The following is a 26,277-nucleotide window of genomic DNA, read 5'->3' on the forward strand; positions in this document are numbered from 1 at the left end:
GCCACCATGCCGATTACAAGGCCTCCAGGGCATCGGCCAGTTTCTTGACCGGCACCACTTCCATGCCTTCGATGGGATGCTTGGGCGCATTGGCGTGCGGCACTATGGCCCGGCGAAAACCATGCTTGGCGGCTTCCTGCAACCGCTCCTGCCCTGAAGGCACGGGCCGGATCTCACCGGACAGCCCCACTTCCCCGAACACCACCAGATCCTTGGGCAGGGATTGATCCCGGAAACTGGAGACCATGGAGAGCAGCAGAGCCAGATCCGCGCTGGTCTCTTCGACCTTGACCCCGCCAACCACGTTGATGAAGACATCCTGATCCGCCATCTGCAGGCCGCCGTGGCGGTGCAGCACCGCCAGCAACATGGCAAGACGGTTGTGATCCATCCCCACTGCCACCCGGCGCGGGTTGGAGAGCTGGGAGTAATCCACCAGCGCCTGCAGTTCCACCAACAGGGGCCGTGTCCCCTCCCAGATCACCATCACCACCGACCCCGGCGCCTGCTCTTCACCGCGGCTGAGGAAGATGGCGGAAGGGTTGCTCACCTCCCGCATCCCCTGCCCGGTCATGGCGAAGACACCGAGCTCGTTGACCGCCCCGAAGCGGTTCTTGTGGGAGCGCAGGGTCCGGAAGCGGGAGTCGTGGCCACCATCGAGCAACACGGAGCAGTCGATGCAGTGCTCCAGTACCTTGGGGCCGGCCAGAGTGCCATCCTTGGTCACGTGGCCCACCATGAAGATGGCGACATGATTCTGTTTGGCATAGCGGGTCAGCAGGGCGGCGGCTTCCCGCACCTGAGACACGGAACCCGGCGCCGACTGCACATCCGCCACATGCATCACCTGGATGGAGTCGATGACCATGATCTGCGGCTGCTCCTGCTGAGCAATCAGGCAGATCTGCTCGACCGAGGTCTCAGACAGCATGCGCAGCTTGTCGGTCGGCAGTCCGAGGCGCGAGGCCCGCATCGCCACCTGTTGCAGCGACTCCTCGCCGGTGACATAGAGGGTCTTCATCCGCTCCGCCAGACCGCACATGGTCTGCAGCAGCAGGGTCGACTTGCCCGCCCCCGGGTTGCCACCGATCAGGATCGCCGAGCCCGGCACCACCCCGCCCCCCAGGACCCGGTCCAACTCCTTGAAACCGGAAGAGAAGCGTGGGATCTCGGTGGTGGCGATCTCCGCCAGCGTCTGCACCTGGCTGCCGATGGCGCCGGCATAACCGGTATAACGGGCACTCTTGCCCGGGGTCACCGAGCCGAGGCGCACCTCGCTGATGGTGTTCCACTCCTTGCACTCACTGCACTGGCCCTGCCAGCGTGTGAAGTCGGCGCCACATTCGGTACAAACATAGGCAGTTTTGTTTTTGGCCATGGATAACTCGGGGACAGGATGAATTCCTGCTTGATATACTTGTTTGCGACCGACAGATCAAACCCAGAATCGGAAAAGTGACTTTCCGTGGCAGGAACACATGGATTCAGAACAACAACAGCACCTAATTGAACAGCTCATCCCCCTGCTCAGAGAAAAGGATTTCGATGACATCTTCAATCGCCTGACCCAGAACGAAAACAGCAACAGCCGTTTTCTGATCAAGATGGAGATCAAGCGCAGATGCACCCCCTGCCGTCGCGTGATCGACATGCGGGACGAACTGGGTGACGAGTGTCTGGTCCATGAATCCGACGGGATCACCCACTTCATGCCAGCCGAGGCCATCGGTCTGTTCCAGTCCCAGTGCTATCTCTACAAAGACGATTACACCCTGGGAGTCTACGAGGCACTGCAATACTGGCAGAAGCACCACCATGGCAAGAGCGATGGCCCTCTGCAGCCCCCTGCCAGCCCGTTTCGCCAGTACGACGTCAACCCCATCGCCTTTGCCAGCTACTATGGCCGACGCCAGGAGCGGATGCACTTCAGCTCCCCCGTGCTCATCAAGTTTGCCGATGGCGACAAGCTGTTTGCCAAAAGCTCCGACCTCTCCCTCGGCGGGATCCGGGTCTCGGTGCCCTATCTGCCCAACTACCAGACCGGCGCCCAGGTCGAGGTGTTCTTCACCGGGCTGGAGCGGGATCATGCCAACCCGGTCCTGCACCATTCGGTCAGCTACCAGATCCTCGGGGAAGAGAGCAAGGAGGGCAAGTTCTGGCTCAGGCTGGTCAAAACCGGCGAACACCCCGGCTTCGACCAGTTCCTGAGCGAGTTCATCGAGAGCAACAAGAGCCGCTATCGGGTCAGCGTCGACTATCTGCTCTCCGCCGCCATCATCAAGGGGTATGAGCAGTTCTATCTGCCGCGCATGACCGGCATGCCACTGTTTTTCGGTTCGGGCGACAGCCCCAGCCTCGAGATCGCCCTGCGCACAGAAAACAACCAGCACATCCTCGAATACTGGCGCGATGCCAAGAACCGCGACATGCTCGCCAGCCTGTTTTCCGCCACCCGCATGCAGGCCCTGCTGCCGGCGGCGGGTGAATTGAAAGAGACCCTGATCTACTGCTTCACCCACTCGGTACGCAGTCACCTCTACTTCTTCTCCGCCACCCGGGAAGAGCTGTTGCAGAGCGGGCTGATGTCGCTCTTCTTCCAGGTCGGCGCCCGTCGCCCCAGCTGGCGGGTCTACAAATTCAGCCTGGAGCGCTGTGACCTGCACGAGGCCGATCTGGCCAGCCAGCAGAGCAAGGAGAGCCCCCAGCTGCAAGACATGCTGCTGCAGGAGCGGCTCAAGCAGATAAGCTATGTCGGCCTGCTGCAGGATGTCGGCCTCGACAGCCAGCGGGAAGAGTTCCAGTACGATGCCAGCGCCCAGCACAATGCCAACGAACTGCAACGTTTCGGCCACGACAGCAGTGCCGCCCCCTTCGAGATCGAGACGCTGCACTATGTCCAGCTGCGCAAGGAGGCCCGCTACATCCACAAGACGGCCGTGGCCATCAAGCACAATGGCCGCGCCTGCAGGAGCTCTCCAAGAGCATGGATCTGCAGCGTTTACCCTACCGGCTGGTCAGCATCAACCTGACCCGCACCGTGCTGCACCTGTGCATCGAGGGCGATCCGGAGCGCCACACCGGTCGCCAGTTCTTCAAGCTGCTGATCGAGAGCAACCAGAACAAGCTCAAGGCAGCCCAGGAGCAGCGCCGCTATCGCGGCATGGCGCGGGCGCTGCGCAACATTTACACCCACCACATTTTCAGCACCCCGGTCTACATCAACAAGCTCAAGGGCGCCCCGAGGCCGGCCTCCATCGGTCATGCCCCGCAGGCGCGCAGCCTGTCACGGTTGCTGAAAGCCTGTGCCGAGCAGGGTGACCAGGACAACCTCTATCCCCTGTTCCAGGGCGAATTGCTCAAACAGCTCATCATGAACCCGCTGCGGGCCATCGAGCGGGAGGATCAGCCCCAGGAGGAGGAGGTCTACATCGCCAGCCTGCAGACGGCGGCCGGCCTGCCCATCTTCACCAGCCGGCTCGCCAGCAGCTTCAAGAATGTGGCGGAGAAGCGCAGCTTCATCGAACAGGCGCTGCGCCAGGGGGAGTTCTACTCGGTGCTGGTGGGCATCTCCCGCACCGGCCGCCCCGACACCAACTTCATCGCCAACGAGCTGGACTACATCGCCAAGTTCGCCATTCACAAGGCCAAGAAGCTGGAAGAGGAGCTGTGGAGCGTAGTCGGGGTGGGTGAGCTGACCGATACCAGCCAGGCGACCCTGTTCCGGCTCGGCATCACGGCGCCCGTCAATTGAGCAGGCCCCTGCAAACCACGGTCCTCAACCTGTCGGGCAGGCAATAAAACCATGGCGGGCCTCTGGCCCGCCATGGTTTGTTTATCCATCAGTACACCGGATAACCGGCGCCACCAGCCCGGTCTGTGTCAGGCCGCCTGCGGGTTGAGCAGCCATTCCAGGATCTGCGGGAAGTGATCTTCCTGCGCCTGAGGAGCGGTCAACATGTTGATGTGGTCGTAATCGAGCCGGTTGCCGTTGTCCCGGCCGAGGCGGGTATGGCGTGCGGCCGAGCCCATCTCGGCGCTGAAGCGGCGCACGTCGGTCGGGTGACCCAGTACCTTGTCCGCCTTGGCCGAGATCATCCAGAGCGGTGGCCAGTTGACCCTGGCGGCCGCCTCGTCATAGGCGAACCCATCGCTGGGATCCTGCCAGGGGCCGCATTTGACCCAGGGGATGGTCTCCTGCAGGTAACGCAGCGGCTCGTCATCCGCCCCGATCTTCAAACTGCGCGCGGCCAGAAAGCCGTTGCGCCTGGCCAGCCAGGGGGCCAGCCGGTTCCAGATCAGATCCACTTTCAGCCAGCGCTCCGGATTTTGTACCGACACGCCGCGCTTGGTGCCAAAGAACACCAGGCTGGCCACCTGCTCCGCCAACTCGGGGAAACGTACCAGGGTCGACGCCATGATGACACCGCCCCAGGAGTGAGCCATCCAGTGCAGCTTGAAGCCGGCATGGCGGGCGGCAATCCAGCGGTGCAGGGCCGGCAGATCCTCGGTGATAAGCTCATGCTGGCCATGTTCGGCCTGCTCGGCGATGGCCGGCGTGCTGAGCCCCCGTCCCCGCAGGTCGGCCACATAGACCTGATAGCCGTGGCGGGCCAGAAAGCAGGCCAGCCCCTTGCCCGATTCGGTGTAGAAGATGCGGCCGTTCTCGATGGCGCCGTGCACCATCAGGATCGGCTCGCCATGTACCGCAACCCGCGGCTGAATGTGGCGCACGTGCAGCCGATGTGCGCCGCAGGGAATAAACAGGGATTGCTGTAACAGTTCCATTTTGAGACTACGTCCTCCGTGACGTGGGGGTCTTGCCGAGGCGCCGGGACTAGCGGCGATCCCAGCGCTGCTGGCGGCAGGCCAGCGCGCCGAGCAGGCAGATCACCCCTTCCAGATCGTGGTGATTGAGGGTGGCCGCCGCCTGCGCCCGCACCAGCGGCTTGGCGTGGATGGCGATGCCGAGCCCGGCCACCCCCATCATCTTGAGATCGTTGGCGCCATCGCCGACGGCCACGGTCTGGCCAGCGGCGATGCCGTACTCCTGCGCCAGCAGCTGCAAGACCTCGGCCTTGACGGCGGCATCGACGATGCGCCCGCTCACCTTGCCGGTCAGCTGTTGCCCTTCCACCGCCAGCTCGTTGGCGAAGATGGCGTCCAGCCCCAGCTCCCGCTGCAACTGGCCGGCAAAACGGGTGAAGCCACCGGAGGCGATCGCTACCTTCCAGCCAGCCTGCTTGAGGGTATCGACCATCAACTGCAGGCCCGGCATCCAGGGCATGTTGGCCGCCACCTGGTCGAGAAGGGTGACCGGCGCCCCCTCCAGCAGGGCGACCCTGGCCCGCAGGCTGTCGGCAAACTCCAGCTGGCCCTGCATGGCGGCTGCCGTGACCGCCGCCACCTGCTCACCGACCCCGGCCAACCGGGCAATCTCGTCGATGCACTCGATGCGGATGGCGGTGGAGTCCATGTCCATCACCAGCAAACCGGGCTCCGCCAGACTGGGCAGGGCCGACAGATGACACAGATCGATGTCCCACTCCTCCCCCTTGAGCGCCTGTACCAGAGCGGGTGAGAAGCGATCCGTGCCCAGCAGCAGCAGAGGCACCCCGGCCGGCATGGCAGGCGGATAGAGCCTGGCCTGCAACTCGTGCTGCGCCAGAAGCCCGGCCAGACGCCCGAGATGATGACCGGCCAGCGCGCGCCCGAACAGCACCAGCCAGCCGCCATCCAGCGCACTGGCGGCAGGCAGCAGCGCCTGCGGCGTCGCCTCCCACCAGGGGGCGCCGGACAGGCACTCGGACCACTCTGAAATCTCTGCGGGCAATTGGGACAACAACATAGGGATAACGCCTTCCTTGGTGATCATGGGGTTAACAATGCTGGCCCAGAGTAGCGTATTGCTTTTTGTACAGGCAAGCGCCAAGATCCCGCCACCCCTTGTCAGCAAAAGGCTCAACGCTTGCGTCATCTCCCCATCAAACGAGTGCTCAGTCTCGGTGCCGGCGTCCTGCTCGGGCTCTGGGTGCTCGCGGTACTCATCCACATGCAGGGTGAGAGCCAGGCTTCGCTGCACAGCGAGGCACGCAACCGGGCCCAGGCGCTGGTGGCCTATGCCGCCCGCGACATGAAGCGCTGGCTCAAGGAGGACAAGAACAGCGAGCTGGAGCGGCTGGCCCAGGATCTGGCCGCCGAGCCCGAGATCCTCGACGTCACCCTCTACGATGCCCGCGGCATCCCCCTCGCCCAGTCGGACAATGCGGTGCCGCTGGACAGCCTGCTGCCCATCGGTGACAGCAACAAGTCGGTACCGGAGCAGGGCAAGGGGCGCATCCAGTTTGTGCAGGAGATCCTGGATGGGGAGCAGACCCTGGGGTATCTGCGCATTACGCTGGAAGAGCAGCAGATGCTGGCGGACAAGGATACCCGGCTCAAGGTGGTACAGGAGAAGCAGCGGCTGATGCTGCTGGTCGCCCTGCTGGCCGGGTTGCTGATCTCCTACGGGATCCGTCGCAACTACATGCGGGTGCGCAAGCACAAGAAGAAAAGCAAACCGGTCGAGCCGCAATAAGGCGGCGCGATCCCCCGACCCGAAACTGGCAATGCCACCAGCAGGAGCGCTGTATGATTGCCCCCTCACTGCCGCTGGATGAAGAGAGTCGACTGGAACGACTCCGCATCCTCGGCCTGCTTGACCGCGAGCCCATCGATCAGCTGGATCGCCTGACCCGGCTCATTACCCGCCATTTCTCGCTGCCCATCGCCATGGTCTCGCTGACCGACGTGAACCGACAGTGGTTTCTTGCCCGCACCGGCGTCGCCCTGTGCGAGATCAGCCGGGAGCACTCCTTTTGCGGCCACGCCATCCTGCGTCCCGACATCATGCAGGTGCCGGATGCCCGGCTCGACCCGCGGTTTGCCGACAACCCGCTGGTGACCGAAGAGCCGCACGTGGTCTTCTATGCCGGCCGCCCACTGCGGGCGCTGGATGGCGTGGTGCTCGGTACCCTCTGTCTGGTGGATCATGCACCGCGCCACCTCGACGAAGAGGCCTGCCGCGATCTCGACGACTTCGGCCGCCTGGTGGAGAACACCCTGCACGATCTGGAGCGACGCCATCAGGTGCGCAGCCTCAATCAGGTGCTGGAGGACAAGGATCACCTGTTCACCCTCACCTTCAACCAGTCGTCGGTGGGCATGGCCCTCTCCTCTCTCGAAGGCAAGTGGCTGCGGGCCAACCCGGGGCTGGAGCGGCTGCTCGGCTACAGCGAGCAGGCGATGCTGAGCCGCACCTGGCACGCCATGACCCATCCCGAGGATCTGCCGCGCGAGCTGCCCCTGTTCAACGCCCTGCTCGCAGGGCAACGGCAGGACTACCGGCTGGAGAAGCGGATGATCCGGGCCGACGGCAGCCAGTGCTGGGTCCAACTCAGCGTGACCCTGTGCCATAGCCGCACCATGGCGCCGCACCTGATCGCCGTGTTCGCCGATCTCACCGAGCGCAAGCAGGCCGAAGCCGAGCTGCTGCAACTGCAGCAGGGGCTCGAGCGGCAGGTCCGTGAGCGCACCCGCGAGCTGTCGAGCACGGTGGAGCAGTTGCATCGCGAGATGCAGGAGCGCGGCGCCATGCAGCAGCGCCTGTGGCAGGAGCAGCGCCGCCTGCAGCACATGCTGGAACACACCAGCAACGCCTTTCTCGAACTCGACGAGGCGCTGGTCATCACCGGCTGGAATCCGGCCTCCACCACCCTGCTGGGCTGGCACCCCGAAGAGATGCTGGGGCGTACCCTGCCCGCCCTGCTCGGCAGCGCTCACCCCCTGCTGGCCCAGCTGACCCATCCCCAGAGTGCTGCGCGCCGGCTGGAGTGCGAGATCGGCACCCACGACGGCCGGCGCATCCCGGTGGAGGTGATTGCCGAGCGCTACCAGTTCGACGGCAAGGTGCGCATCGCCCTGTTTTTGCACGACATCACGGCCCGCCGCCAGGTGCTGGCCGAGATTGAGCGCGGACGGGCCAGGCTGCGGGCCATCACCGACGGCCTGCCGGTCACCATCAGCATGGTCTCGCCCGAGGGGCGCTACCTATTCGCCAACCAGGCCTACTGCCGCTACTTCGGGCTCGATGCCGAGCTGATGCGGGAGATGAGCGTGCGGGAGGTGATCGGTGACGCTGCTTACGGCCGGGCTATCGCCCATCTGGAGCGGGCCCTCGCCGGCGAGCAGGTGAGCTTCGAGAACCGTTTCGAGCTGCCCATCGGCCCGCGCGATCTCAGGATCACCATGATCCCGAGCCGGGGCGATGAACCGGGCGTCTACATCCTCGGCAGCGACATCACCGAGTTCAAGGCGCTGCAGAACCAGCTGGAGCACGAGGCGGCCCACGACCCCCTCACCGGCCTGCCCAATCGGCGCGCCTTCACCCTGCGCCTCTCCCGGGAGCTGGAACGGGTACGCCAGAACGCCGAGACCCTGGGTCTGCTGTTTCTCGATCTCGACGGCTTCAAGCGCATCAACGATCAGCTCGGCCATCACGTCGGCGACGCTCTGCTACAGCGCTTCGCCAGCGTGCTGAGTGCCGAGGTGCGCCCCGGCGACATGGTGGCGCGCCTGGCTGGCGACGAGTTCACCATCATACTGCCGGCCCTGCGCCAGCCGGAGCTGGAGCTGCCCGCCCTGTGCGAGCGGCTGCTGGCGGCCATGGCGGTGCCGGCCGATGTGGCCGGCCACCTGTTGCCCCTCGCCGGCAGCATTGGCGGTGCTCTCTGTCACTCGGGCCAGTATTGCCACATCGACGATCTGCTGCACCGGGCCGACAGTGCCATGTACCAAGCCAAGCAGGCCGGCAAGGGACGCTTCGCCCTCGACCTCTGATCTGCCATCCTTGCAATGCAAAACGGCGGCCCGAGGGCCGCCGTTGTCATTATTCATGCGCGAGGGGGATTAGTTGTCGCCCAGCAGGACGGAATCCAGCGCGATTTCGATCATGTCGTTGAAGGTCAGCTGACGCTCTTCGGAGGTGGTCTGCTCACCGGTACGGATATGGTCGGAGACGGTGCAGATGGTCAGTGCCTTGGCACCGTACTCTGCAGCCACGCCGTAGATGCCGGCGGCTTCCATCTCGACACCCAGGATGCCGTACTTTTCCATGACGTCGAACATGGAGGGGTCCGGGGTGTAGAACAGGTCGGCGGAGAAGATGTTGCCCACGCGCACGGCGACGCCTTTGTTCTTGGCGGCCTGTACGGCATTGGCAACCAGATCGAAGTCGGCGATGGCGGCGAAGTCGTGATCCTTGAAGCGCAGACGGTTCACTTTGGAGTCGGTGCAGGCACCCATGCCGATCACCACGTCACGCAGTTTCACGTCTTCACGCACGGCACCGCAGGAGCCAACGCGGATCAGGGTCTTCACACCGTAATCGGTGATCAGCTCTTTTGCATAGATGGAGCAAGACGGGATGCCCATGCCGTGACCCATGATGGAGATGCGACGACCCTTGTAGGTGCCGGTGAAACCGAACATGTTGCGCACGTCGCACACCTGCTCGACGTTCTCCAGGAAAGTCTCGGCGATGTACTTGGCGCGCAGGGGGTCGCCCGGCATCAGCACGGTATCAGCAAAGGCGCCATCTTTCGCATTGATATGAGGAGTTGCCATTCTCTTGATTCCTTCACACTAGGTTGAGTTTTATTGTCTTTATTGGTTGCCCGCCGCCGAGGCGGCGGGCGGGTAAATTACAGGAAGCTGGTACCGTATGCCAGTTTGGGCAGACCGTGGTACGCCGCAATGCTCTGGCCGATGTCGGCGAAGGTCTCGCGACGACCGACGGAGCCGGCCTTGACCGGCTTGCCGTAGAACAGAACCGGGATGTACTCGCGGGTGTGATCGGTACCACCCCAGGTCGGATCGCAGCCGTGGTCGGCGGTCAGCACCACCACGTCGCCATCTTCCAGCAACTCGAACAGCTCCGGCAGGCGGGAGTCGAAATACTCCAGCGCATCGGCATAACCCTTCACGTCGCGACGGTGACCGTAGGAGGAGTCGAAGTCGACGAAGTTGGTGAAGACGATGGTCTGGTCACCGGCCGCTTTGACCTCTTCCAGAGTACGATCCCACAGCTCGGTCAGACCGGTCCCCTTCACCTGCTTGGTGATGCCCTGCTGGGCATAGATGTCGGCGATCTTGCCGATGGAAACCACCTGGCCGCCCGCTTCCTTCATGTAGTCCAGCACGGTCGGTGCCGGCGGCAGCACGGAGTAGTCGTGGCGGTTGCCGGTGCGCTTGAAGTTGCCCTTGCCGCTGCCCACGAACGGACGCGCGATGACGCGGCCGATGTTGTAGGGCTCCAGCAGCTCGCGCACGATGTGGCACAGCTCATAGAGCTTCTCGAGGCCGTAGGTCTCTTCGTGGCAGGCGATCTGGAACACGGAGTCGGCGGAGGTGTAAAGGATCGGCTTGCCGGTACGCATGTGCTCTTCGCCCAGATCATCCAGCACCTGGGTACCGGAGGCGTGGCAGTTGCCGAGGTAGCCCGGCAGACCGGCCTTCTCGACGATGGCATCCAGCAGCTCCTGCGGGAAGCTGTTGTGGTGGTCATGGAAATAACCCCACTCGAACAGCACGGGCACGCCGGCGATCTCCCAGTGACCGGACGGGGTATCCTTGCCGGAGGAGAGCTCCTGGGCAAAGCCGTAGGCGCCGACCACGTCGATGTCCTTGTTCAGGCCGGCCGGGAAGGTGCCGCTGGCGAGTTCGCCCGCGTGACCCAGCCCCAGCTTGCTGAGGTTCGGCAGATTGAGAGCGCCACGGCCTTCGATCTCACCGGCGGCGCAGGCCTTGGCGATATGGCCAAGGGTATTGGCGCCCACATCTCCGAACTTGTCGGCGTCGGCGGCAGCGCCAATACCGAAAGAGTCCATCATCAGAATAAAGGTACGTTTCATGGGACTTCCCCTTGTTACAAATCAGCCAGACCGATGCGACGGTAGACCTCGGGCAATGCCTCTGGTCGGGTGTCACCGATCTTGACGGCGGCCTGCACCATGCTGGCAGCCTGAGCGAATTGCTCTTCAGTTTGAGCGTGGATCAGGGCGAGCGGCTTGTCTGCCTCGACACTTTGACCCAGGCGGATAAAGTCGGTCAGACCGACCGCATAATCAAGTTTGTCACCGGCAGCGCGACGACCACCGCCCATGGCAACCACGGCCAGACCCAGTTCACGGGTGTCCATGGCGGTCACGAAACCGCTGTTGGCAGCATAGACAGGGCGCACGATGGCGGCCTTCGGCAGGTGGTGATCGTAGCGCTCCATGAAGTCGCTCGGGCCGCCGAGGCCGGTCACCATGCGACCGAAGATCTCGGCCGCCTTGCCATTGTCGAGCACCGCCTGCAGCTTGCGGCGGGCCTCGCCGTCATCGCTGGCCAGGCCGGCGGAGATCAGCATCTCGGCACACAGTGCCATGGTGACGGCGTGAATGCGCGGGTTGCGGTATTCACCGGTCAGGTAGCGCACCGCTTCGCGCACTTCCACCGCGTTGCCGGCGCTGGAGGCCAGCACCTGGTTCATGTCGGTCAAGAGTGCTGAAGTGCGACAGCCAGCGCCGTTGGCCACCGCGACTATGCTCTTGGCCAGCTCTTCGGAGGCTTCAAAGGTCGGCATGAAGGCACCGGAGCCCACTTTCACATCCATCACCAGCGCTTCCAGCCCGGAGGCGAGCTTTTTGGAGAGGATGGAGCCGGTGATCATGGCAATGGATTCGACGGTGGCAGTGATGTCCCGTACCGCATAGATACGCTTGTCGGCCGGGGCGAGATCGCCGGTCTGGCCGATGATGGCGACACCAGCCTCTTTCACCACTTTCAGGAAACGATCGTTGTCGACCGAGGTCTGGTAGCCAGGAATGGCATCCAGCTTGTCGAGGGTACCGCCGGTGTGGCCCAGGCCACGGCCGGAGATCATCGGCACGAAACCGCCGCAGGCGGCAACCATCGGGCCGAGCATCAGGGAGACGACGTCACCCACACCGCCGGTGGAGTGCTTGTCGACGATCGGGCCACCCAGATTGAGGTGGTCCCAGGTCAGCACCATGCCGGAATCGCGCATGGCGCAGGTCAGGGCAACCCGCTCATCCATGGTCATGTCTTTGAAGTAGACCGCCATCGCCAGCGCCGCAATCTGGCCCTCGCCGATGGTGTTGTTGGTAATGCCCTGAACGAAGAATTGAATCTCTTGGGTACTGAGCGCTTCACCGTTGCGCTTCTTGCGAATAATTTCTTGAGGCAAAAACATCTTTCATTCCCTCCGCCATTGCTGGCGTTACACAAGCCTGAATCCTTGCCCGCACACCGCATGGTGGGGGCGAAACAGGGCGGACCAGGTCCGCCCTCTCATCAACCTATTAGTAACCGCTGGTGTTGGCCGGCTTGTCGCCATGCCCCAGTGTGGCCAGCAGGCTGGCCAGCAGGCTGGATGCACCAAAGCGGAAGGTGCGGGCGGATACCCAGTCCTTGCCCAGGATCTCTTCGGCCATGGCCAGGTACTGACCCGCCACGGCGGCGTCTTTCACGCCACCGGCCGGCTTGAAGCCGACTTTCGGGTTCTTGGCCTTGATCACTTCCATCATGATGCGCGCCGCTTCCGGGGTCGCATTGACCGGCACCTTGCCGGTGGAGGTTTTGATGAAGTCGGCACCGGCGTCGATGGAGATTTCAGAAGCACGGCGGATCAGCGCCTCTTCTTTCAGCTCGCCAGTTTCGATGATCACTTTCAGCAGGGCTTGGCTACCACAGGCTTCCTTACAAGCTTTGACCAGATCGAAGCCGACCTGTTCATTGCCGGCCATGAAGGCGCGGTACGGGAACACCACGTCCACTTCATCAGCACCGTAGGCCACGGCGGCGCGGGTTTCGGCCACGGCGATCTCGATGTCGTCGTTGCCGTGCGGGAAGTTGGTCACGGTCGCAATGCGCACGTCGGCGGCGCCGATTTCACGCAGGGTCTTGCGAGCGATGGGGATGAAACGGGGATAGATGCAGACGGCGGCGGTCAGGCCGGCCGGCGACTTGGCCTTGCGGCACAGGTCGATCACCTTCTGATCGGTGTCGTCATCGTTCAGAGTGGTCAGGTCCATCAGGTTCAGGGCGCGCTGGGCGGCCAGTTTCAGATCAGTCATTCTGTTCTCCAAAGTCTCGATTTAGTCCGGATTCCAGGGCATGGGTCCGCCTGTCGCAACGCAACCGGCAAGACACGACTCCCAAAGAAACGGGAATGGAATTGCAGCACAATTGCACAGGCAATGAGGCTGCAAATAAGGCAAGAGCCCTGTCACTTTCTTACAAAAGTGCGGACTTGGTTCCATGAAGACTTGAGAAAGGCAGACAAGGTCTGACCCGACTTCCCAATCAATTCCATTTGACCGCCAACACCCGATTTCATCGGGCATTAGTCAATGCCAGCACCCTGCTGGCAATGCCTATTTCAGCCGAGATACCCCTTGTTTGCAAGCCGGATTTGCCATTTTCAGAGGTACCTCACATCTGGCAAATCCGGTACTGAAAAGTGCGTTAAGAGAAGAAGCGAGTGAGTATCCAGGAGTATGCCAGCCCCCCCAGATAGACTCCGACGATCCCCATTACCCCGGACAATACGGGCGGGGCCGGGATCGGCAATTTGAGGAAAGAAAACAACAAGCCAACGATAAAGCCGGCCGCCATCGCCAGTAGCACTTCATTCATATAACCTCCGATTTGACTCATTTTATTATTAGTTTAGAAAGGAAAACGGTTGTCACCGCCCCAAACGCGAACGCCACAGCTTCTCGCTGTGGCGTTCGTCTTTACCCTGACAGTCAGGCGATATTACATGCCGGACAGCGCCAGGAAGAAGCCTGCGATGGTCGCAGACATCAGGTTGGACAGAGAGCCAGCCAGTACGGCTTTCAGACCAAATTTGGCAATGGTGCCACGACGGTTCGGTGCCATGGAGCCCAGACCGCCCAGCAGGATGGCGACGGAGGACAGGTTGGCGAAGCCGCACAGGGCGAAGGAGATGATGGCCTTGGTGTGGTCGGACATGGCCACGCCATTGATCAGCACTTCATCTTTCAGATACGGGGCAAAGTTCAGGTAGGCCACGAACTCGTTGACCACCAGTTTCTGACCGATGAAGGAACCGGCCACGATGGCTTCGCTCCAGGGCACCCCGATCAGGAAGGCCAGCGGGGAGAAGATCCAGCCCAGCAGCAGTTCCAGGGAGAGCTGCGGATAACCGAACCAGCCACCCACACCGGAGAAGATGCCGTTGATCATGGCGATCAGACCGATGAAGGCCAGCAGCATGGCACCGACGTTCAGGGCCAGTTGCAGACCGGCGGAAGCACCGGCGGCAGCGGCATCGATCACGTTGGCAGGCTTGTCTTCCAGCTCGCCATCGGCATTGTTCTCGTCGTAGCTCGGGGTCTCGGTTTCCGGCACCAGCAGCTTGGCGAACAGCAGACCACCCGGAGCGGCCATGAAGGAGGCGGCGATCAGGTATTCCATCTTGACGCCCATGGAGGCATAGCCAGCCAGTACGGAACCGGCAACGGAGGCCAGACCACCACACATGACGGCAAACAGCTCGGAGTCAGTCATCTTGGAGATGAAGGGACGCACCACCAGCGGGGCTTCAGTCTGACCCACGAAGATGTTGGCAGTGGCAGAGAGGGATTCGGTACGGGAAGTGCCCAGTACTTTTTGCAGGCCACCACCCAGCAGTTTGATGACCCACTGCATGATGCCCAGATAATAAAGAACGGCGATCAGCGAGGAGAAGAAGATGATGACCGGCAATACGCGGAAGGCGAAGATAAAGCCGCCGCCACCGAATACTTCGAACATCTTGTTGCTGACCAGACCACCGAACAGGAATTCGATACCGTTTTGGCCATAACCGATGACGCTGGAAACGGCATCGGATACACCCACCAGAATATCTCGGCCAACCGGGACGTACAGCACGAATGCACCCAGTCCAGCTTGAATTGCAAAGGCACCGACAACGGTGCGAATTTTTATTGCTTTGCGATTACTGGAGAACAGCACCGCGATAAGGACGAGCGTTGCCATCCCTACCAGACCCATTATCAAATTCATTATTAACACTTCCTCTTTAGTAGCACCTTCCAGCTTGTTAACAACTTGTATCTCAAAGCCATCAATCAAGGGTGCGCATTATACTAATTACGGTGCGACAAAGTAGAATGCTGGTCACATTTTATAAGCATGAAATGCGCTAGGGGTCGTCAAATTAGACCGCAAACGATTTTTACTTACCCCGTTTTTTATCATGCCGCTATCAATAGTTAATCAGCTGTTAATTTGTAACTTGCCCAGTTGGAAAGCCTGCAAAGTGGATTCACGTAACACCGAAGCAACATGGGCCAGCGGTTGTTGCCGCAAATCGGCCAGCAGTTGCGCAATTTTTGGCAGGTTGGCGGGGGTGTTGGGCGCCCCCTGTTGACCCTGCAGCGGCATGTCGGGAGCGTCGGTTTCCAGCAGCAAGGATTCCAGCGGCATGTCGCGCACCGCCTCCCGGGTCTTGTTGGCCCGCTCGAAGCTGATGACCCCGCCGATACCGAGCCGAAATCCCAGTTGCCAGAACGTCTCTGCCTGCTGCAGAGAACCGCTGAAGGCGTGGATGACGCCCCCTCTGGCCGGACGCAGGCGCCTGAGGATCTTGGCAACCGTGTCGTTGGCGCGCACCGAATGGACGATCAAGGGCAGCTCATGCTCCATGGCCAGCGCGATCTGGGCCTCGAACATCTCGAGTTGCCCCTCCTGCGGCACATGAGAGCGCAGATCCAGCCCGCACTCCCCCACCGCCACCAGCCCGCGTGGACGCTCGGCCAGCAGTCGCCGCAGCCGGGTCAATACCGCCGGAGTCTGCCCCCCCACATACCAGGGATGCACACCCAGGGCATAGGAAATACCGTCGTGCTCTGCCGCCAGCGCCATCACCCGGCCCCAGTTTTCCTCTCCCACGGCGGGAATGATATACTCGCTCACCCCCAGCTGGCGGCACTCGGCCAGCAGCGCCGCCCGATCGGGATCGAAGACCGGAAAATCGAGATGGCAATGGGTGTCGATCAGTTGCATGTCGCTCTCACCTGTTTGTCGTAATTAATGGGTCCATATCATGATGAAACGCACAAGCCACGGCTTTACCCTGATAGAACTGGTGCTGGTCATCATAGTGCTGGGGATCCTGGCCGTCACCGCCCTGCCCCGTTTCATCAATCTCAAGGATGATGCACTCAAGAGTACGGTCGCCACCACCGCCACCAGCTTTGCCAGCGCGGTGCAGCTGGCCCATGCCGGCTGGGCGGTCAAGGCGCAGGATCAGGCGCTCTACAATCTCGGCAGCATGGGGCAGCGCAATCTCGACATCAACCGCTATGGCTGGCCCGCCGGCACCGACGAAGATCAGGGCCGCAAAGGGATAGATGAGCCCTATGTCGCAGGTCAGGGTGACTACATCTCGGTGAGCAACCAGTCAGACTGCCGCCTGCTGTTTCAGGGACTGCTGGACAGCAGCTATACCGTCGCCTCGGTCGATCAGGATCCCGAGATCCAGCTCAACGCCGACTACCTGTCCAGCGAACTGCCTGCCAACCAGGTAGATGCGGATGGGGAGCCGCACAGCAACTGCCGCTATACCCTGCGCGACTCCATTGGCCGCTTCCCGGCCTATCCCGCGGGCCTCTCCTTCGACTACAACAGCGTCACTGGTGCTGTGACCCGCAATTTCCAGTGAGCGATTCCGACTCGCCCTGCTGCTCCGTCTGCGGCGCGTCATCCTGCTCGCGGCGCACCGGCACGCAGCAGCGCCGGTTCTCCGGTGTGAGTCCCCACTCCTCGCACCAACCATCGTAGCGAGCCAGCCAGCGTAACAAGATGCCTTTCATGGTCTGTTCCTCGTCTCTGTCGCACCCTTGCCGTTTCTACCGATCTGCTCCGAATCCGCTAATGTCACGACTCGATACCGGAATGACAGGTATAAAAAAACGACTCCATTTGGAGTCGTTTTTATCAGAGCCATCTGGCTAATTCAATTCACGCCTGGGTGGGCAGGCTCAGTCGAGCAACGGCCTCTACGTGCATACACATGTCCACCGGCGATCAGGCCTTGGCCGGCAGGCTCAGGCGGGCAACCGCTTCCACGTGCATGGAGTGCGGGAACATGTCGACCGGCTGCACCTCATCCAGCACGAAGCCCTGCTTGACCAGCCAGGCGAGATCGCGAGCCAGGGTCTGCGGGTTGCAGGAGACATAGACCAACCGGCGCGGCGCCATGGCGACCAGGGTCTGCAGCACGGCCTTATCACAGCCCTTGCGCGGCGGATCCATCACCACCACATCGGCAGTCACACCCTGAGCGTGTAGCTCGGGCATCAGCTGTTCGGCCTTGCCGACATGGAATTCGGTGTGCTCGATGCCGTTGAGGGCGGCGTTGCGACGGGCATCGCTGATGGCGCTCTCCACCGACTCGATCCCCACCACCTTGGCAGCCTTGCCGGCCAGGAACAGGGAGATGGTGCCAATACCGCAATAGATGTCGAACACCGTCTCGTTGCCGGTCAGTTCCGCATACTCGAGGGCGCTGGAGTAGAGCACATCGGTCTGGCTCGGGTTGTTCTGGAAGAAGGAGAGCGGCGAGATCTCGAACTCGAGCTCGTGGATCTTGTCGCGGATCACCCCTTCGCCCAGCAGCACCCGGTTGGTGGCGCCCAGGATACGGTTGGTGCGCTCCTCGTTGATGTTCTGCACCAGGGTGGTCACCGGCAGCTCGCTTAAGCTCGCCAGCAGTTCGGCTTCGAACGGCAACTCCTCGCCCAGAGTCACCAGCACCACCATCAGCTCGCCGCTCTTGAAGCCCTTGCGGGTCATCAGGTTGCGCACACAGCCTGTGTGGTTCACCTCGTCATAGGCGGCGATGTCGTGCTCGCGCATCCAGTTACGCACCCGGGCGTTCAGCTCGACGTGCAGCGAGTCCTGCACCGCGCAGTCATCGGCGGTGATGAGGTCATGGGAGTGTTTGCGATAAAAGCCGATCTCGGCGCCGGCGTCGCAACCGCGCACCGCATATTGGGCCTTGTTGCGATAGGCAAACGGGCTGTCCATGCCGAGGATCGTCCTGACGGTGGTATCACCCAGCCCGGCCTGTTCCAGCGCATTCTCCACCAGCGCCTGCTTGAGTTTGAGCTGGGCCGGATAGGCCAGCGGGCGCACCTGGCAGCCACCGCATTCGGTGTTGGGGCAGAAGTCGGCGACCCGATCGGCGGAGGGCTGGAGCAGCTCGGTCACCTTGCCGTGCAGATAGTTGGGCTTGACCTCGGTCAGCTCCACCAGCGCCTGCTCACCGGGCAGCAAACCTTCGACAAACAGGGGGCGGTCGAACAGGCGTCCTTTGCCATCTCCTTTGTCGGTCAGTTCCAGGATCTCGATCTGGTGTTGATGTCCCACTAACGGCATGAGCGGCTCCAAAAGTACATATAAAGAGGGGTGATGGAACCGGCCCGGCCAGCCCCATCAAGAAAAGGTGGCAGAGTTTAGCGGAGATCCGGCCAAATTGCAGGCATAAAACAGCAACAAGACCGAGGACATTGCCCCGCCTGGCGTTATCTGCCGAAAAAGCCGGAATCCCCCGGCGCAATTTTGGGGTTGTCCTTATAAGAGGGCATGGTGACCACGGACGGGCCATCATCGCCGCCGGCCAGACATCAAACAGGATGCTCGGCCTGGTGGGCGGACATAAAAAAGCCGCCGGCATGGCCGGCGGCAATATTGCTGACTAACAGATGACGGATTACAGGCTGTAGGCCTTCTCGCCGTGGGTGGTGACATCCAGCCCCTCCCGCTCCGCGTCTTCTTTCACTCGTAGGCCGATCAGCAGATCCACCAGCTTGTAGGCCACCACCGAGATGATGCCGGACCAGAGGATGGTCACGCCGACCCCGATGGCCTGAATTTTGACCTGCGCCAGGATGGAGTAGCCCTCCGCCACCTGGTTGGTGACGTAGTCCCACACCCCGGTACCGCCCAGATCCGGGCTGGCGAAGACGCCGGTCAGCAGCGCCCCCAGGATGCCGCACACCCCGTGCACGCCGAACACGTCCAGACTGTCATCGGCGCCCAGCAGCCGCTTGAGACCGTGGACCCCCCACAACCCGGCAACACCGCTGATGAGGCCCATCACCAGACCGCCACCCACTCCGACGAAGCCGGCCGCCGGCGTGATCACCACCAGCCCGGAGACGGCGCCGGAAGCCGCGCCCAGCAGGGAGGGACGACCCTTCATCACCCACTCGGCCAAGGTCCAGGAGAGGGCCGCCGCCGCCGGAGCCACCCAGGTATTGATGAAGGCCAGCGCCGCCGTGCCGTTGGCTTCCAGCGCGGAGCCGGCGTTGAAACCGAACCAGCCGAACCAGAGCAGAGAGGCCCCGATCATGGTCATGGTGAGGCTGTGCGGGGTCATGGGGTCACGGCCATAGCCCAGGCGTTTGCCCACCAGGTAGGCACCGACCAGACCGGCCACCGCCGCGTTGATGTGCACCACTGTGCCACCCGCAAAATCCAGCGCACCGTGCTGGAACAGATAGCCGGCGGTCGCGGTGGCGGCTGCCGCGGCATCGGCCGTGGTATAGGCATCCGGACCCGCCCAGTACCACACCATGTGGGCCAGCGGGATATAGGCGAAGGTGAACCAGATCACCGAGAACAGCAGCACGGCGGCAAACTTGATACGCTCGGCGAAGGCCCCCACGATCAGACCGCAGGTGATGGCGGCAAAGGCGCCCTGGAACACCACATAGATGAACTCGCTGATACCGACCCCCTTGCTGAAGGTGGCGGCGATGGAGTCGGGGGTCACCCCCTTGAGCAGCGCCTTGCTGAAGGAGCCATAAACGCTGTTGCCCTCGGTAAAGGCCAGTGAATAGCCGTAGAGGATCCACAGCACGCAGATCAGCGAGAACAGGGTGAACACCTGCATCAGCATGCTCAGCATGTTCTTGCTGCGCACCAGGCCGCCATAAAACAGGGCCAGGCCCGGAATGGACATCAGGATCACCAGGGCTGCCGACAGCAGCATCCAGGTATTGTCCCCCTTGTTGATGGTCACTACTGCCGGTGCAGCAGCCTGCACAACCTCGGCCGAGGCGGCCACCACCTCTTCAGCCCAACTGGGGGCGGCCAACAAGGCGGCAAGCGCCAACAGGCCAGTCATCACGAGTCTCTTGAGCATACAGCCATCTCCTTCCCTGTCGTCCCGGCTCCCGGCCGGGTCCATTTCCTGATATGAACATCGAAACCGACGATTCACGTACATCCACATTCGCTACACACTGGTGACCGCCCCGCCCATCATTCCTCGGATGAGCGGCATCATGGCGACATAAATGCTTCAAAGCACAAAACAGGCCAATTTGATAAATAGATTTAAATCAATGAATTATGCTTACTACAGCGAAGTGACGCACCAGATTGGCGCACGGGACGCGCTAACTTGAGCAAGTGCGCACTTCCGCTGTGCACACACATACTGCCGCACCGAAATAGCGCAGAGGGACGCCATGCGGACATCGGCGAGTAGCCGGCTTGTCGATATCAGCCAGAGAACGGAGGAGCGATGAGAAAGGGGAAAAGAGGAAAAACAAAAGGCCATCATTGCTGATGGCCTTTTGTTTTTGAATTTGATGGTGCCCGGGGTCGGACTCGAACCGACACGGTTATTCACCGGCGGATTTTGAATCCGCTGCGTCTACCGATTTCGCCACCCGGGCAACTGCGAGGGATTATACGAATGGCGCTTGGGCATGCAAGGTGTTTTTCTTGCCTCACAGTTGTTTGCTCATTTATTCAACGCCTTGCCGAGGCTGGGTCAGTTACATAGAATGCCCGCATCATATTAATGGAATAAAAACGATGGCCAAGCGTAAATCCGTCCAACCGACACCGACCCCTCCCGCGACTGCGCGCTACCCTTCCGCCGGCCTGCTGCGCCGGCTCGGCGCCCTGCTCTATGACTATCTGGTGGTCATCTCCTTGCTGATCATCGCCGGCTTTATCGGGATGGGGGTGGCACACTTGCTGCTGGCAACCGGCATGGCGACCGTGCCGGAAGGCAAGGACGCCGCCTGGCTGCTGACCAGCCCCATCTACAGCGCCTGGCTCGCCTTCATCATCTGCGGTTTCTACACCTGGTTCTGGACCCGTGCCGGCCAGACCATCGGCATGCGGGCCTGGCGTCTGCGCATCCAGAATACCGACGGCAGCAATATCCGCATCACCCAGGCCCTGATCCGGCTGGCCACGGCGGCCTTCGGCCTCGGCAACCTGCTCTGCCTGTTCAACCACAAGTCACCCCGCGCGTTTCAGGACATCTGGTCCGAATGCGAAGTGGTGGTGCTCGGCAAGCAAGAGAACCTGGAACAGCTCAATCGCTGATCCTGTGGCAGCAACGGAAAAGGGCACCCCGAGGGTGCCCTTTTTGCTGGCCGATACGCTTGCGGCTCAGGATATAGAAGGAGATACCGCCGAACAGCAGTGCAGCAGGAGCGATGGCCGCTTTTTGTCAGCAGCGCCACCGCCCTTCAGGCCGCTACTGCTTGCGGCTCAGGATATAGAAGGAGATACCGCCAAACAGCAGGCTCGGCGCGATGGCCGCCAGGATCGGCGGTACCGCATACACCAGGCTGATGGGGCCGAACACCCGATCGCTGACGTAGACGGCAAAGCCGGTCATGATCCCCATCAGCATCCGCGCCCCCATGCTGACCGAGCGCAGCGGGCCGAAGATGAAGGAGGAGGCCAGCAGGATCATGGCCACCACCGAGAGCGGTGACAGCAGCTTGCGCCACATTTCCAGTTTGTAGCGCCCGGCATCCTGCTTGTTGGCATCCAGATAGCCGATGTAATCCAGCAGTCCCGCCACCGGCAGGTTTTCAGGATCGATGCTCACCACCCCCAGCTGTTTGGGCGTTAGCTCTGAGCTCCACTCCATCTGGGGCTGAGTCTCGCTCATGATCTGCCTGGGGTCATCGAAGCGGGTCACCTGTACCTGCTTGAGCAGCCAGTGATGCTGCTCGAACACCCCTTCCTGCGCCTGCAGGATATCGATCAGCTTGCGCTCCGGAGTGAAACGGTAAAGGGTGATGCCGGTCAGGGCGCCATCGTTGCGCACCCCGTTGATATTGACGAAGTTGTTGCCATCGCGGGCCCACACCCCGTAAGCCGACACGGTCAGCCGCCCCTCAGACAGGGCGCCCGCCTTGATGTCGTCCGCCATCCGCTTGGCGATGGGGGCCACGTACTCTCCCATCAGCCCCACCAGGATCATCAGCGGGATGGCGGTCTTGAGCGCCGCCATCACGATACTGATCTTGGAGCGGCCCGCCGCCTGCATCACCACCAGCTCGGAGCTGGTCGCCAGCTGGCCCAGACCGATGAGGCCACCCAGCAGGGCCGCCAGCGGGAAGAAGAGCACCGCCTCTTTCGGCATGGAGAGCAGCACATAGTAGAGGGCGCTGAGCATGTCGTAGTTGCCTTCCCCTACCGACTTCAGCTGCTCCACGTACTTGATGAGCGCCGCCAGCCCGACCAGGGTCAGTTCGCACAGCAGGACCGACATGAAAATAACCCGGCCGATATATCTATCGAGAATGCCAAACATCAGCAGAGACCCCCCTGTTGCAGCATCATGCTGATTTTTTCCTCAAATACAGACGCATGGAACGGGGGCGACATCAAAATGACCCGGTCGCCATGTCTATCGAGAATGCCAAACATCAGTAGAGACTCCCAGATGGCAACATCATGCCGATTTTCTCTTGAAATAGAGGGTCTTGACCCCGTTCCACCAGCTGGTGCCCTGCAGGTTGAGCGGCAACCCGATCAGCAGCAGATAGACCAGCGGCACCAGGAACATGCCGGGCCAGTGCGGTAGCCGGCCGCTGTCGATGGCAGAGCGGGCGGCACTGAGCAGCAGGAAGTAGGAGAGGTAGAGCAGGATGGCCGGCAACAGCTTGGCATAGCGGCCCTGACGGGGGTTGACCCGCGCCAGCGGCACCACCAGAAAGGTCAGCACCAGAATGGAGAGCGGCAGCGACAGGCGCCACTGCAATTCGGCCATCAGCTGGTTGTCCTGGGTACCCAGCAGCTCCATGGTCGGTTTGGCCGCCGCCTTGCGGTTGGAGCGCTCCATCTCCTGCTGGCGGATCACCAGGCTGTACTCGTCGAATTCGGAGATCTGGAACTGGCGGGTATTGAAGTGTCCCTCGTAGCGGGAGCCATCCTTCAGGGTCAGCCACTGCAGACCGTTGCTGTCGACCGTGACCACCCCTTCGGTCGCCACCACCACCGACGGCGGCTTGCCGTCCTGGGAGCGCTGCAACACGAAGATTTTCTGCAGTTTGGAGCCCTTGTCGTTGAGATCCTGGATGTAGGCCACCAGGCGCCCCTTGTCGAGCTCCATGAAGCGGCCGGCCTGCAGGAAGGAGATCCCCGGATCGGCCTTGAACTCGTCGATCACCTGGTACTCGCGCTCCTTGGCCTGCGGGGCCACCCAGCCGGTGTTGAAGGCGGCGACGGCCGCCGTCAGCAAGGCCAGCACCATGGCGCTGCGCATCACGAAACGGTGGCTGAAACCCACCGCATGCATCACTGTCATCTCGCTTTCGGCGTAGAGGCGCCCGTGAGCGAACAAGATGGCCAAAAACAGGCTGATGGGCAGCATCAACAGGGCCATGTTGGGCAGGTTGAGCAGCAGCAGGGTGGAGACCAGGCGCGTCGGCACCTCACCATCGGCGGCATCGCCGATGATCTGGATGAATTGCTGGCTGACGAAGATGAGCAGCAGCACGAATAATACCGCCAGCTGGGTTTTCAGGGTTTCCCTGAACAAATATCGGAAAACGATCACAGTCATTCCCAAGTAAACTTGTGTTTTTAGTCGAATGCCTGAAAAATAGGGCCGTATATTGGATTTTTACCAGTTTGAACTGCGGAGCCAGTGCCTGTTCGCTCCGCCTCTGATACCCCAACAAGCACCGCATTATTCAATAAAAGGTGCCTTTTGTCTTTAGGATGTAGGAGATTCCATGGAGTTCAGTGTAAAGAGTGGCAGTCCTGAGAAGCAACGCAGTGCCTGCGTCGTGGTCGGCGTATTCGAGCCGCGTCGCCTCTCTCCGGTTGCCGAACAACTGGACAAGATCAGCGATGGCTACATCAGTTCGCTGCTGCGCCGTGGCGACCTGGAAGGGAAACCAGGCCAGATGCTGTTGCTGCATCAAGTACCGGGCGTGCTCAGCGAGCGCGTGCTGCTGGTCGGTTGCGGCAAGGAGCGGGAACTCGACGAACGCCAGTACAAGCAGATCATCAACAAGACCATCACCACCCTCAACGAAACCGGCTCCATGGAAGCGGTCTGCTTCCTGACCGAGCTGCACGTCAAGGGACGGGATACCTATTGGAAGGTGCGCCAGGCGGTGGAAACCACCAAGGCGGGCCTCTACAGTTTCGACCAGTTCAAGACCAACAAGGCCGAGCCGCGCCGTCCGCTGCGCAAGCTGGTATTCAACGTGCCGACGCGTCGGGAACTGACCATTGGTGAAAAAGCCATCGCTCACGGCCTGGCCGTGGCGAAAGGGGTGCGCGTCTGTCGCGACGTGGCCAACATGCCGCCCAATGTCTGCAATCCGGCCTATCTCGCCTCCCAGGCCCGTCGTCTGGCCGATGCCTTCGACAACATCACCACCAAGGTGATCGGCGAGCAGGAGATGGCCGAACTCGGCATGAACTCCTATCTGGCGGTGGCCCGCGGCTCCGACAACGAAGCCATGATGGCCATCATCGAGTACAAGGGTCATCCGGATGCCAAGCCCATCGTGCTGGTCGGTAAGGGACTGACCTTCGACTCCGGCGGCATCTCCATCAAGCCGGCCGAGGGCATGGACGAGATGAAGTACGACATGGGCGGCGCCGCCTCCGTGCTCGGTACCATGCACGCCCTGGCCCAGCTGCAGCTGCCGATCAACGTCATCGGCGTGCTGGCGGGCTGCGAGAACATGCCGGGTGGCAACGCCTATCGCCCGGGCGACATCCTCACCTCCATGTCCGGTCAGACCATCGAAGTGCTCAACACCGATGCGGAAGGCCGCCTGGTGCTGTGCGATGCACTGACCTACGTGGATCGCTTTGATCCGGAAACCGTAATTGACGTGGCCACTTTGACCGGTGCCTGCATCATCGCCCTGGGTCACCACACCACGGGTCTCTTGGCCAACCACAACCCGCTGGCCCACGAGCTGCTCAACGCCTCCGAGCAGGCGGGTGATCGCGCCTGGCGCCTGCCGCTGTTCGACGAGTATCAGGAACAGCTGGAGAGTCCGTTTGCCGACATGGCCAACATTGGTGGCCGCCCGGCCGGTACCATCACCGCCGCCGCCTTCCTGTCACGCTTCACCAAGAAGTACAACTGGGCCCACCTGGATATCGCCGGGACCGCCTGGAAGAGTGGCAAGGAGAAAGGCTCCACCGGGCGTCCGGTGCCCCTGCTGACCCAGTTCCTGCTGAACCGGTCAGGGGTGGTCATCGAAGAGAAGGAGTAACCCTTTTATCCCGTTCGATGCGTGCATCAAACGGGATGGCGTTACCCTGAATCACAAGGAAGAGGCCCGCCTCTTCCTTGTTTCATTGAGGGTTGGCAGGAATATCCCCTGCCCGTCCTTACCGGCGGTCAATAGTCCGTCACCGCAAACGGGATCAACCTGATGAGCCAAGTGACCTTTTACCTGATGAGCGAGCAGGATGACGCGCAGGCTTCGGCCGTCGAACGCCTCGCCTGCCAGCTCGTAGCCGATAGCTGGGGGGCGGGTCATCTCTACCTGCTGTGCGACGACGAAGCGCAAGCCCTGCGCCTCGACGAACTGCTGTGGCAGCTGCCGCCGGAGCGCTTCGTGCCGCACCAGTTGCAGGGCGAGAGCGGTCAGGCACCGGTGGAGATCGGTCATCAGCCGCCACGGCGGCGCTATGCCCGCCTCATCAATCTGGCCAAACAGACACCTTTGTTTGCAGGACACTTCGCTCAAGTGGTAGATTTTGTCCCCACTGACGAAACGCAAAAGCAGCAAGCCCGCGAGCGCTACAAGCACTATCGCCAGGCAGGCCACGCCCTCGAGATGAGGGATCAGCCCGTCCTTGCCGCACCGGATCCGGCGCAGCCCTGACTGTGCCACCCTC

Annotated in this window: 20 protein-coding genes, 1 tRNA gene and 1 pseudogene; 7 read left to right on the forward strand and 15 right to left on the reverse strand. The window is 61.8% G+C overall.

The window, feature by feature from the left end:
• Positions 1–13: 13 nt before the first annotated feature.
• The gene (gene radA / locus AHA_RS18595; RefSeq protein WP_011707405.1) at positions 14–1,378 is read right to left on the reverse strand and encodes a DNA repair protein RadA; all 1,365 of its coding nucleotides are present in this window, start codon (positions 1,376–1,378) and stop codon (positions 14–16) included.
• A gap of 100 nt (positions 1,379–1,478) precedes the next feature.
• Here radA and AHA_RS18600 point away from each other — a divergent pair.
• Positions 1,479–3,751, forward strand: a pseudogene (locus AHA_RS18600) (PilZ domain-containing protein).
• Between the two features lie 128 nt (positions 3,752–3,879).
• On the opposite strand, the gene AHA_RS18605 reads toward AHA_RS18600, so the two are convergent.
• Positions 3,880–4,785: an alpha/beta fold hydrolase gene (locus AHA_RS18605; RefSeq protein ID WP_011707407.1), complete on the reverse strand. Its 906-nt coding sequence runs from the start codon at positions 4,783–4,785 to the stop codon at positions 3,880–3,882.
• 49 nt (positions 4,786–4,834) lie between these two features.
• On the reverse strand, positions 4,835–5,845 hold the full coding sequence (gene serB, locus AHA_RS18610) for a phosphoserine phosphatase SerB (RefSeq protein WP_011707408.1): 1,011 nt from the start codon (positions 5,843–5,845) through the stop codon (positions 4,835–4,837).
• 120 nt (positions 5,846–5,965) lie between these two features.
• Here serB and AHA_RS18615 point away from each other — a divergent pair, with 120 nt between their 5' ends.
• Positions 5,966–6,574 carry an AhpA/YtjB family protein gene (locus AHA_RS18615; protein WP_016351986.1) on the forward strand — a complete coding sequence of 203 codons (609 nt, stop codon included), beginning with the start codon at positions 5,966–5,968 and terminating at the stop codon, positions 6,572–6,574.
• 53 nt (positions 6,575–6,627) lie between these two features.
• Positions 6,628–8,874, forward strand: coding sequence for a sensor domain-containing diguanylate cyclase (locus AHA_RS18620; RefSeq protein WP_011707409.1), 2,247 nt, complete (start codon positions 6,628–6,630; stop codon positions 8,872–8,874).
• Between the two features lie 69 nt (positions 8,875–8,943).
• On the opposite strand, the gene deoD is transcribed toward AHA_RS18620, so the two are convergent.
• The 7 genes from deoD to AHA_RS18655 all read right to left on the reverse strand — a co-directional run bounded on the left by deoD (position 8,944) and on the right by AHA_RS18655 (position 16,137).
• Positions 8,944–9,660: a purine-nucleoside phosphorylase gene (gene deoD / locus AHA_RS18625; RefSeq protein ID WP_011707410.1), complete on the reverse strand. Its 717-nt coding sequence runs from the start codon at positions 9,658–9,660 to the stop codon at positions 8,944–8,946.
• Positions 9,661–9,737: 77 nt separating this feature from the next.
• The gene (locus tag AHA_RS18630; RefSeq protein ID WP_011707411.1) at positions 9,738–10,946 is read right to left on the reverse strand and encodes a phosphopentomutase; all 1,209 of its coding nucleotides are present in this window, start codon (positions 10,944–10,946) and stop codon (positions 9,738–9,740) included.
• Between the two features lie 14 nt (positions 10,947–10,960).
• Positions 10,961–12,292 carry a thymidine phosphorylase gene (gene deoA, locus AHA_RS18635; protein WP_011707412.1) on the reverse strand — a complete coding sequence of 444 codons (1,332 nt, stop codon included), beginning with the start codon at positions 12,290–12,292 and terminating at the stop codon, positions 10,961–10,963.
• A 109-nt stretch (positions 12,293–12,401) separates the two neighbouring features.
• Positions 12,402–13,175 (reverse strand): deoxyribose-phosphate aldolase, encoded by a 774-nt coding sequence (gene deoC / locus AHA_RS18640; RefSeq protein WP_011707413.1) that lies wholly within the window; start codon positions 13,173–13,175, stop codon positions 12,402–12,404.
• A 391-nt stretch (positions 13,176–13,566) separates the two neighbouring features.
• Complete coding sequence (locus AHA_RS18645) at positions 13,567–13,737, reverse strand: XapX domain-containing protein (RefSeq protein ID WP_005305103.1); 171 nt, start codon at positions 13,735–13,737, stop codon at positions 13,567–13,569.
• Between the two features lie 123 nt (positions 13,738–13,860).
• On the reverse strand, positions 13,861–15,135 hold the full coding sequence (locus tag AHA_RS18650; protein WP_011707414.1) for a NupC/NupG family nucleoside CNT transporter: 1,275 nt from the start codon (positions 15,133–15,135) through the stop codon (positions 13,861–13,863).
• Between the two features lie 213 nt (positions 15,136–15,348).
• Positions 15,349–16,137, reverse strand: coding sequence for a TatD family hydrolase (locus AHA_RS18655; protein WP_011707415.1), 789 nt, complete (start codon positions 16,135–16,137; stop codon positions 15,349–15,351).
• A 40-nt stretch (positions 16,138–16,177) separates the two neighbouring features.
• Here AHA_RS18655 and tppF point away from each other — a divergent pair, with 40 nt between their 5' ends.
• Complete coding sequence (gene tppF / locus AHA_RS18660) at positions 16,178–16,795, forward strand: type IVa pilus pseudopilin TppF (RefSeq protein ID WP_011707416.1); 618 nt, start codon at positions 16,178–16,180, stop codon at positions 16,793–16,795.
• A gap of 365 nt (positions 16,796–17,160) precedes the next feature.
• On the opposite strand, the gene rlmD is transcribed toward tppF, so the two are convergent.
• The 3 genes from rlmD to AHA_RS18680 all read right to left on the reverse strand — a co-directional run bounded on the left by rlmD (position 17,161) and on the right by AHA_RS18680 (position 20,822).
• Positions 17,161–18,513, reverse strand: a complete 1,353-nt coding sequence (rlmD, locus tag AHA_RS18670; protein WP_011707417.1) for a 23S rRNA (uracil(1939)-C(5))-methyltransferase RlmD — start codon at positions 18,511–18,513, stop codon at positions 17,161–17,163.
• A 334-nt stretch (positions 18,514–18,847) separates the two neighbouring features.
• Positions 18,848–20,284 (reverse strand): ammonium transporter, encoded by a 1,437-nt coding sequence (amt, locus tag AHA_RS18675; RefSeq protein ID WP_011707418.1) that lies wholly within the window; start codon positions 20,282–20,284, stop codon positions 18,848–18,850.
• Positions 20,285–20,736: 452 nt separating this feature from the next.
• Positions 20,737–20,822 (reverse strand) — tRNA-Leu (locus tag AHA_RS18680).
• A gap of 142 nt (positions 20,823–20,964) precedes the next feature.
• Here AHA_RS18680 and AHA_RS18685 point away from each other — a divergent pair.
• On the forward strand, positions 20,965–21,486 hold the full coding sequence (locus AHA_RS18685) for an RDD family protein (RefSeq protein WP_164927748.1): 522 nt from the start codon (positions 20,965–20,967) through the stop codon (positions 21,484–21,486).
• 154 nt (positions 21,487–21,640) lie between these two features.
• Here the strand turns inward: AHA_RS18685 and lptG are convergent, their stop codons facing one another.
• Complete coding sequence (gene lptG / locus AHA_RS18690; RefSeq protein ID WP_011707420.1) at positions 21,641–22,711, reverse strand: LPS export ABC transporter permease LptG; 1,071 nt, start codon at positions 22,709–22,711, stop codon at positions 21,641–21,643.
• 141 nt (positions 22,712–22,852) lie between these two features.
• Positions 22,853–23,965: an LPS export ABC transporter permease LptF gene (lptF, locus tag AHA_RS18695; RefSeq protein ID WP_005305138.1), complete on the reverse strand. Its 1,113-nt coding sequence runs from the start codon at positions 23,963–23,965 to the stop codon at positions 22,853–22,855.
• A 172-nt stretch (positions 23,966–24,137) separates the two neighbouring features.
• On the opposite strand from lptF, the gene pepA reads away from it, so the two are divergent.
• Both pepA and AHA_RS18705 read left to right on the forward strand, forming a co-directional pair.
• The gene (gene pepA / locus AHA_RS18700) at positions 24,138–25,646 is read left to right on the forward strand and encodes a leucyl aminopeptidase (RefSeq protein WP_011707422.1); all 1,509 of its coding nucleotides are present in this window, start codon (positions 24,138–24,140) and stop codon (positions 25,644–25,646) included.
• A gap of 162 nt (positions 25,647–25,808) precedes the next feature.
• Positions 25,809–26,264: a DNA polymerase III subunit chi gene (locus tag AHA_RS18705; RefSeq protein WP_011707423.1), complete on the forward strand. Its 456-nt coding sequence runs from the start codon at positions 25,809–25,811 to the stop codon at positions 26,262–26,264.
• The last annotated feature ends 13 nt before the right edge of the window (positions 26,265–26,277 follow it).

It is taken from the genome of Aeromonas hydrophila subsp. hydrophila ATCC 7966 (assembly GCF_000014805.1).
GTDB lineage: Bacteria > Pseudomonadota > Gammaproteobacteria > Enterobacterales > Aeromonadaceae > Aeromonas > Aeromonas hydrophila.

What these genes read in the sequence shown, in the direction of transcription:
- radA (WP_011707405.1), bottom strand. Translation starts at nt 1,378, where the DNA reads ATGGCCAAAAACAAAACTGCCTATGTTTGTACCGAATGTGGCGCCGAC.
- AHA_RS18605 (WP_011707407.1), bottom strand. Translation starts at nt 4,785, where the DNA reads ATGGAACTGTTACAGCAATCCCTGTTTATTCCCTGCGGCGCACATCGG.
- serB (WP_011707408.1), bottom strand. Translation starts at nt 5,845, where the DNA reads ATGTTGTTGTCCCAATTGCCCGCAGAGATTTCAGAGTGGTCCGAGTGC.
- AHA_RS18620 (WP_011707409.1), top strand. Translation starts at nt 6,628, where the DNA reads ATGATTGCCCCCTCACTGCCGCTGGATGAAGAGAGTCGACTGGAACGA.
- deoD (WP_011707410.1), bottom strand. Translation starts at nt 9,660, where the DNA reads ATGGCAACTCCTCATATCAATGCGAAAGATGGCGCCTTTGCTGATACC.
- AHA_RS18630 (WP_011707411.1), bottom strand. Translation starts at nt 10,946, where the DNA reads ATGAAACGTACCTTTATTCTGATGATGGACTCTTTCGGTATTGGCGCT.
- deoA (WP_011707412.1), bottom strand. Translation starts at nt 12,292, where the DNA reads ATGTTTTTGCCTCAAGAAATTATTCGCAAGAAGCGCAACGGTGAAGCG.
- deoC (WP_011707413.1), bottom strand. Translation starts at nt 13,175, where the DNA reads ATGACTGATCTGAAACTGGCCGCCCAGCGCGCCCTGAACCTGATGGAC.
- AHA_RS18645 (WP_005305103.1), bottom strand. Translation starts at nt 13,737, where the DNA reads ATGAATGAAGTGCTACTGGCGATGGCGGCCGGCTTTATCGTTGGCTTG.
- AHA_RS18650 (WP_011707414.1), bottom strand. Translation starts at nt 15,135, where the DNA reads ATGAATTTGATAATGGGTCTGGTAGGGATGGCAACGCTCGTCCTTATC.
- AHA_RS18655 (WP_011707415.1), bottom strand. Translation starts at nt 16,137, where the DNA reads ATGCAACTGATCGACACCCATTGCCATCTCGATTTTCCGGTCTTCGAT.
- tppF (WP_011707416.1), top strand. Translation starts at nt 16,178, where the DNA reads ATGATGAAACGCACAAGCCACGGCTTTACCCTGATAGAACTGGTGCTG.
- rlmD (WP_011707417.1), bottom strand. Translation starts at nt 18,513, where the DNA reads ATGCCGTTAGTGGGACATCAACACCAGATCGAGATCCTGGAACTGACC.
- amt (WP_011707418.1), bottom strand. Translation starts at nt 20,284, where the DNA reads ATGCTCAAGAGACTCGTGATGACTGGCCTGTTGGCGCTTGCCGCCTTG.
- AHA_RS18685 (WP_164927748.1), top strand. Translation starts at nt 20,965, where the DNA reads ATGGCCAAGCGTAAATCCGTCCAACCGACACCGACCCCTCCCGCGACT.
- lptG (WP_011707420.1), bottom strand. Translation starts at nt 22,711, where the DNA reads ATGTTTGGCATTCTCGATAGATATATCGGCCGGGTTATTTTCATGTCG.
- lptF (WP_005305138.1), bottom strand. Translation starts at nt 23,965, where the DNA reads ATGACTGTGATCGTTTTCCGATATTTGTTCAGGGAAACCCTGAAAACC.
- pepA (WP_011707422.1), top strand. Translation starts at nt 24,138, where the DNA reads ATGGAGTTCAGTGTAAAGAGTGGCAGTCCTGAGAAGCAACGCAGTGCC.
- AHA_RS18705 (WP_011707423.1), top strand. Translation starts at nt 25,809, where the DNA reads ATGAGCCAAGTGACCTTTTACCTGATGAGCGAGCAGGATGACGCGCAG.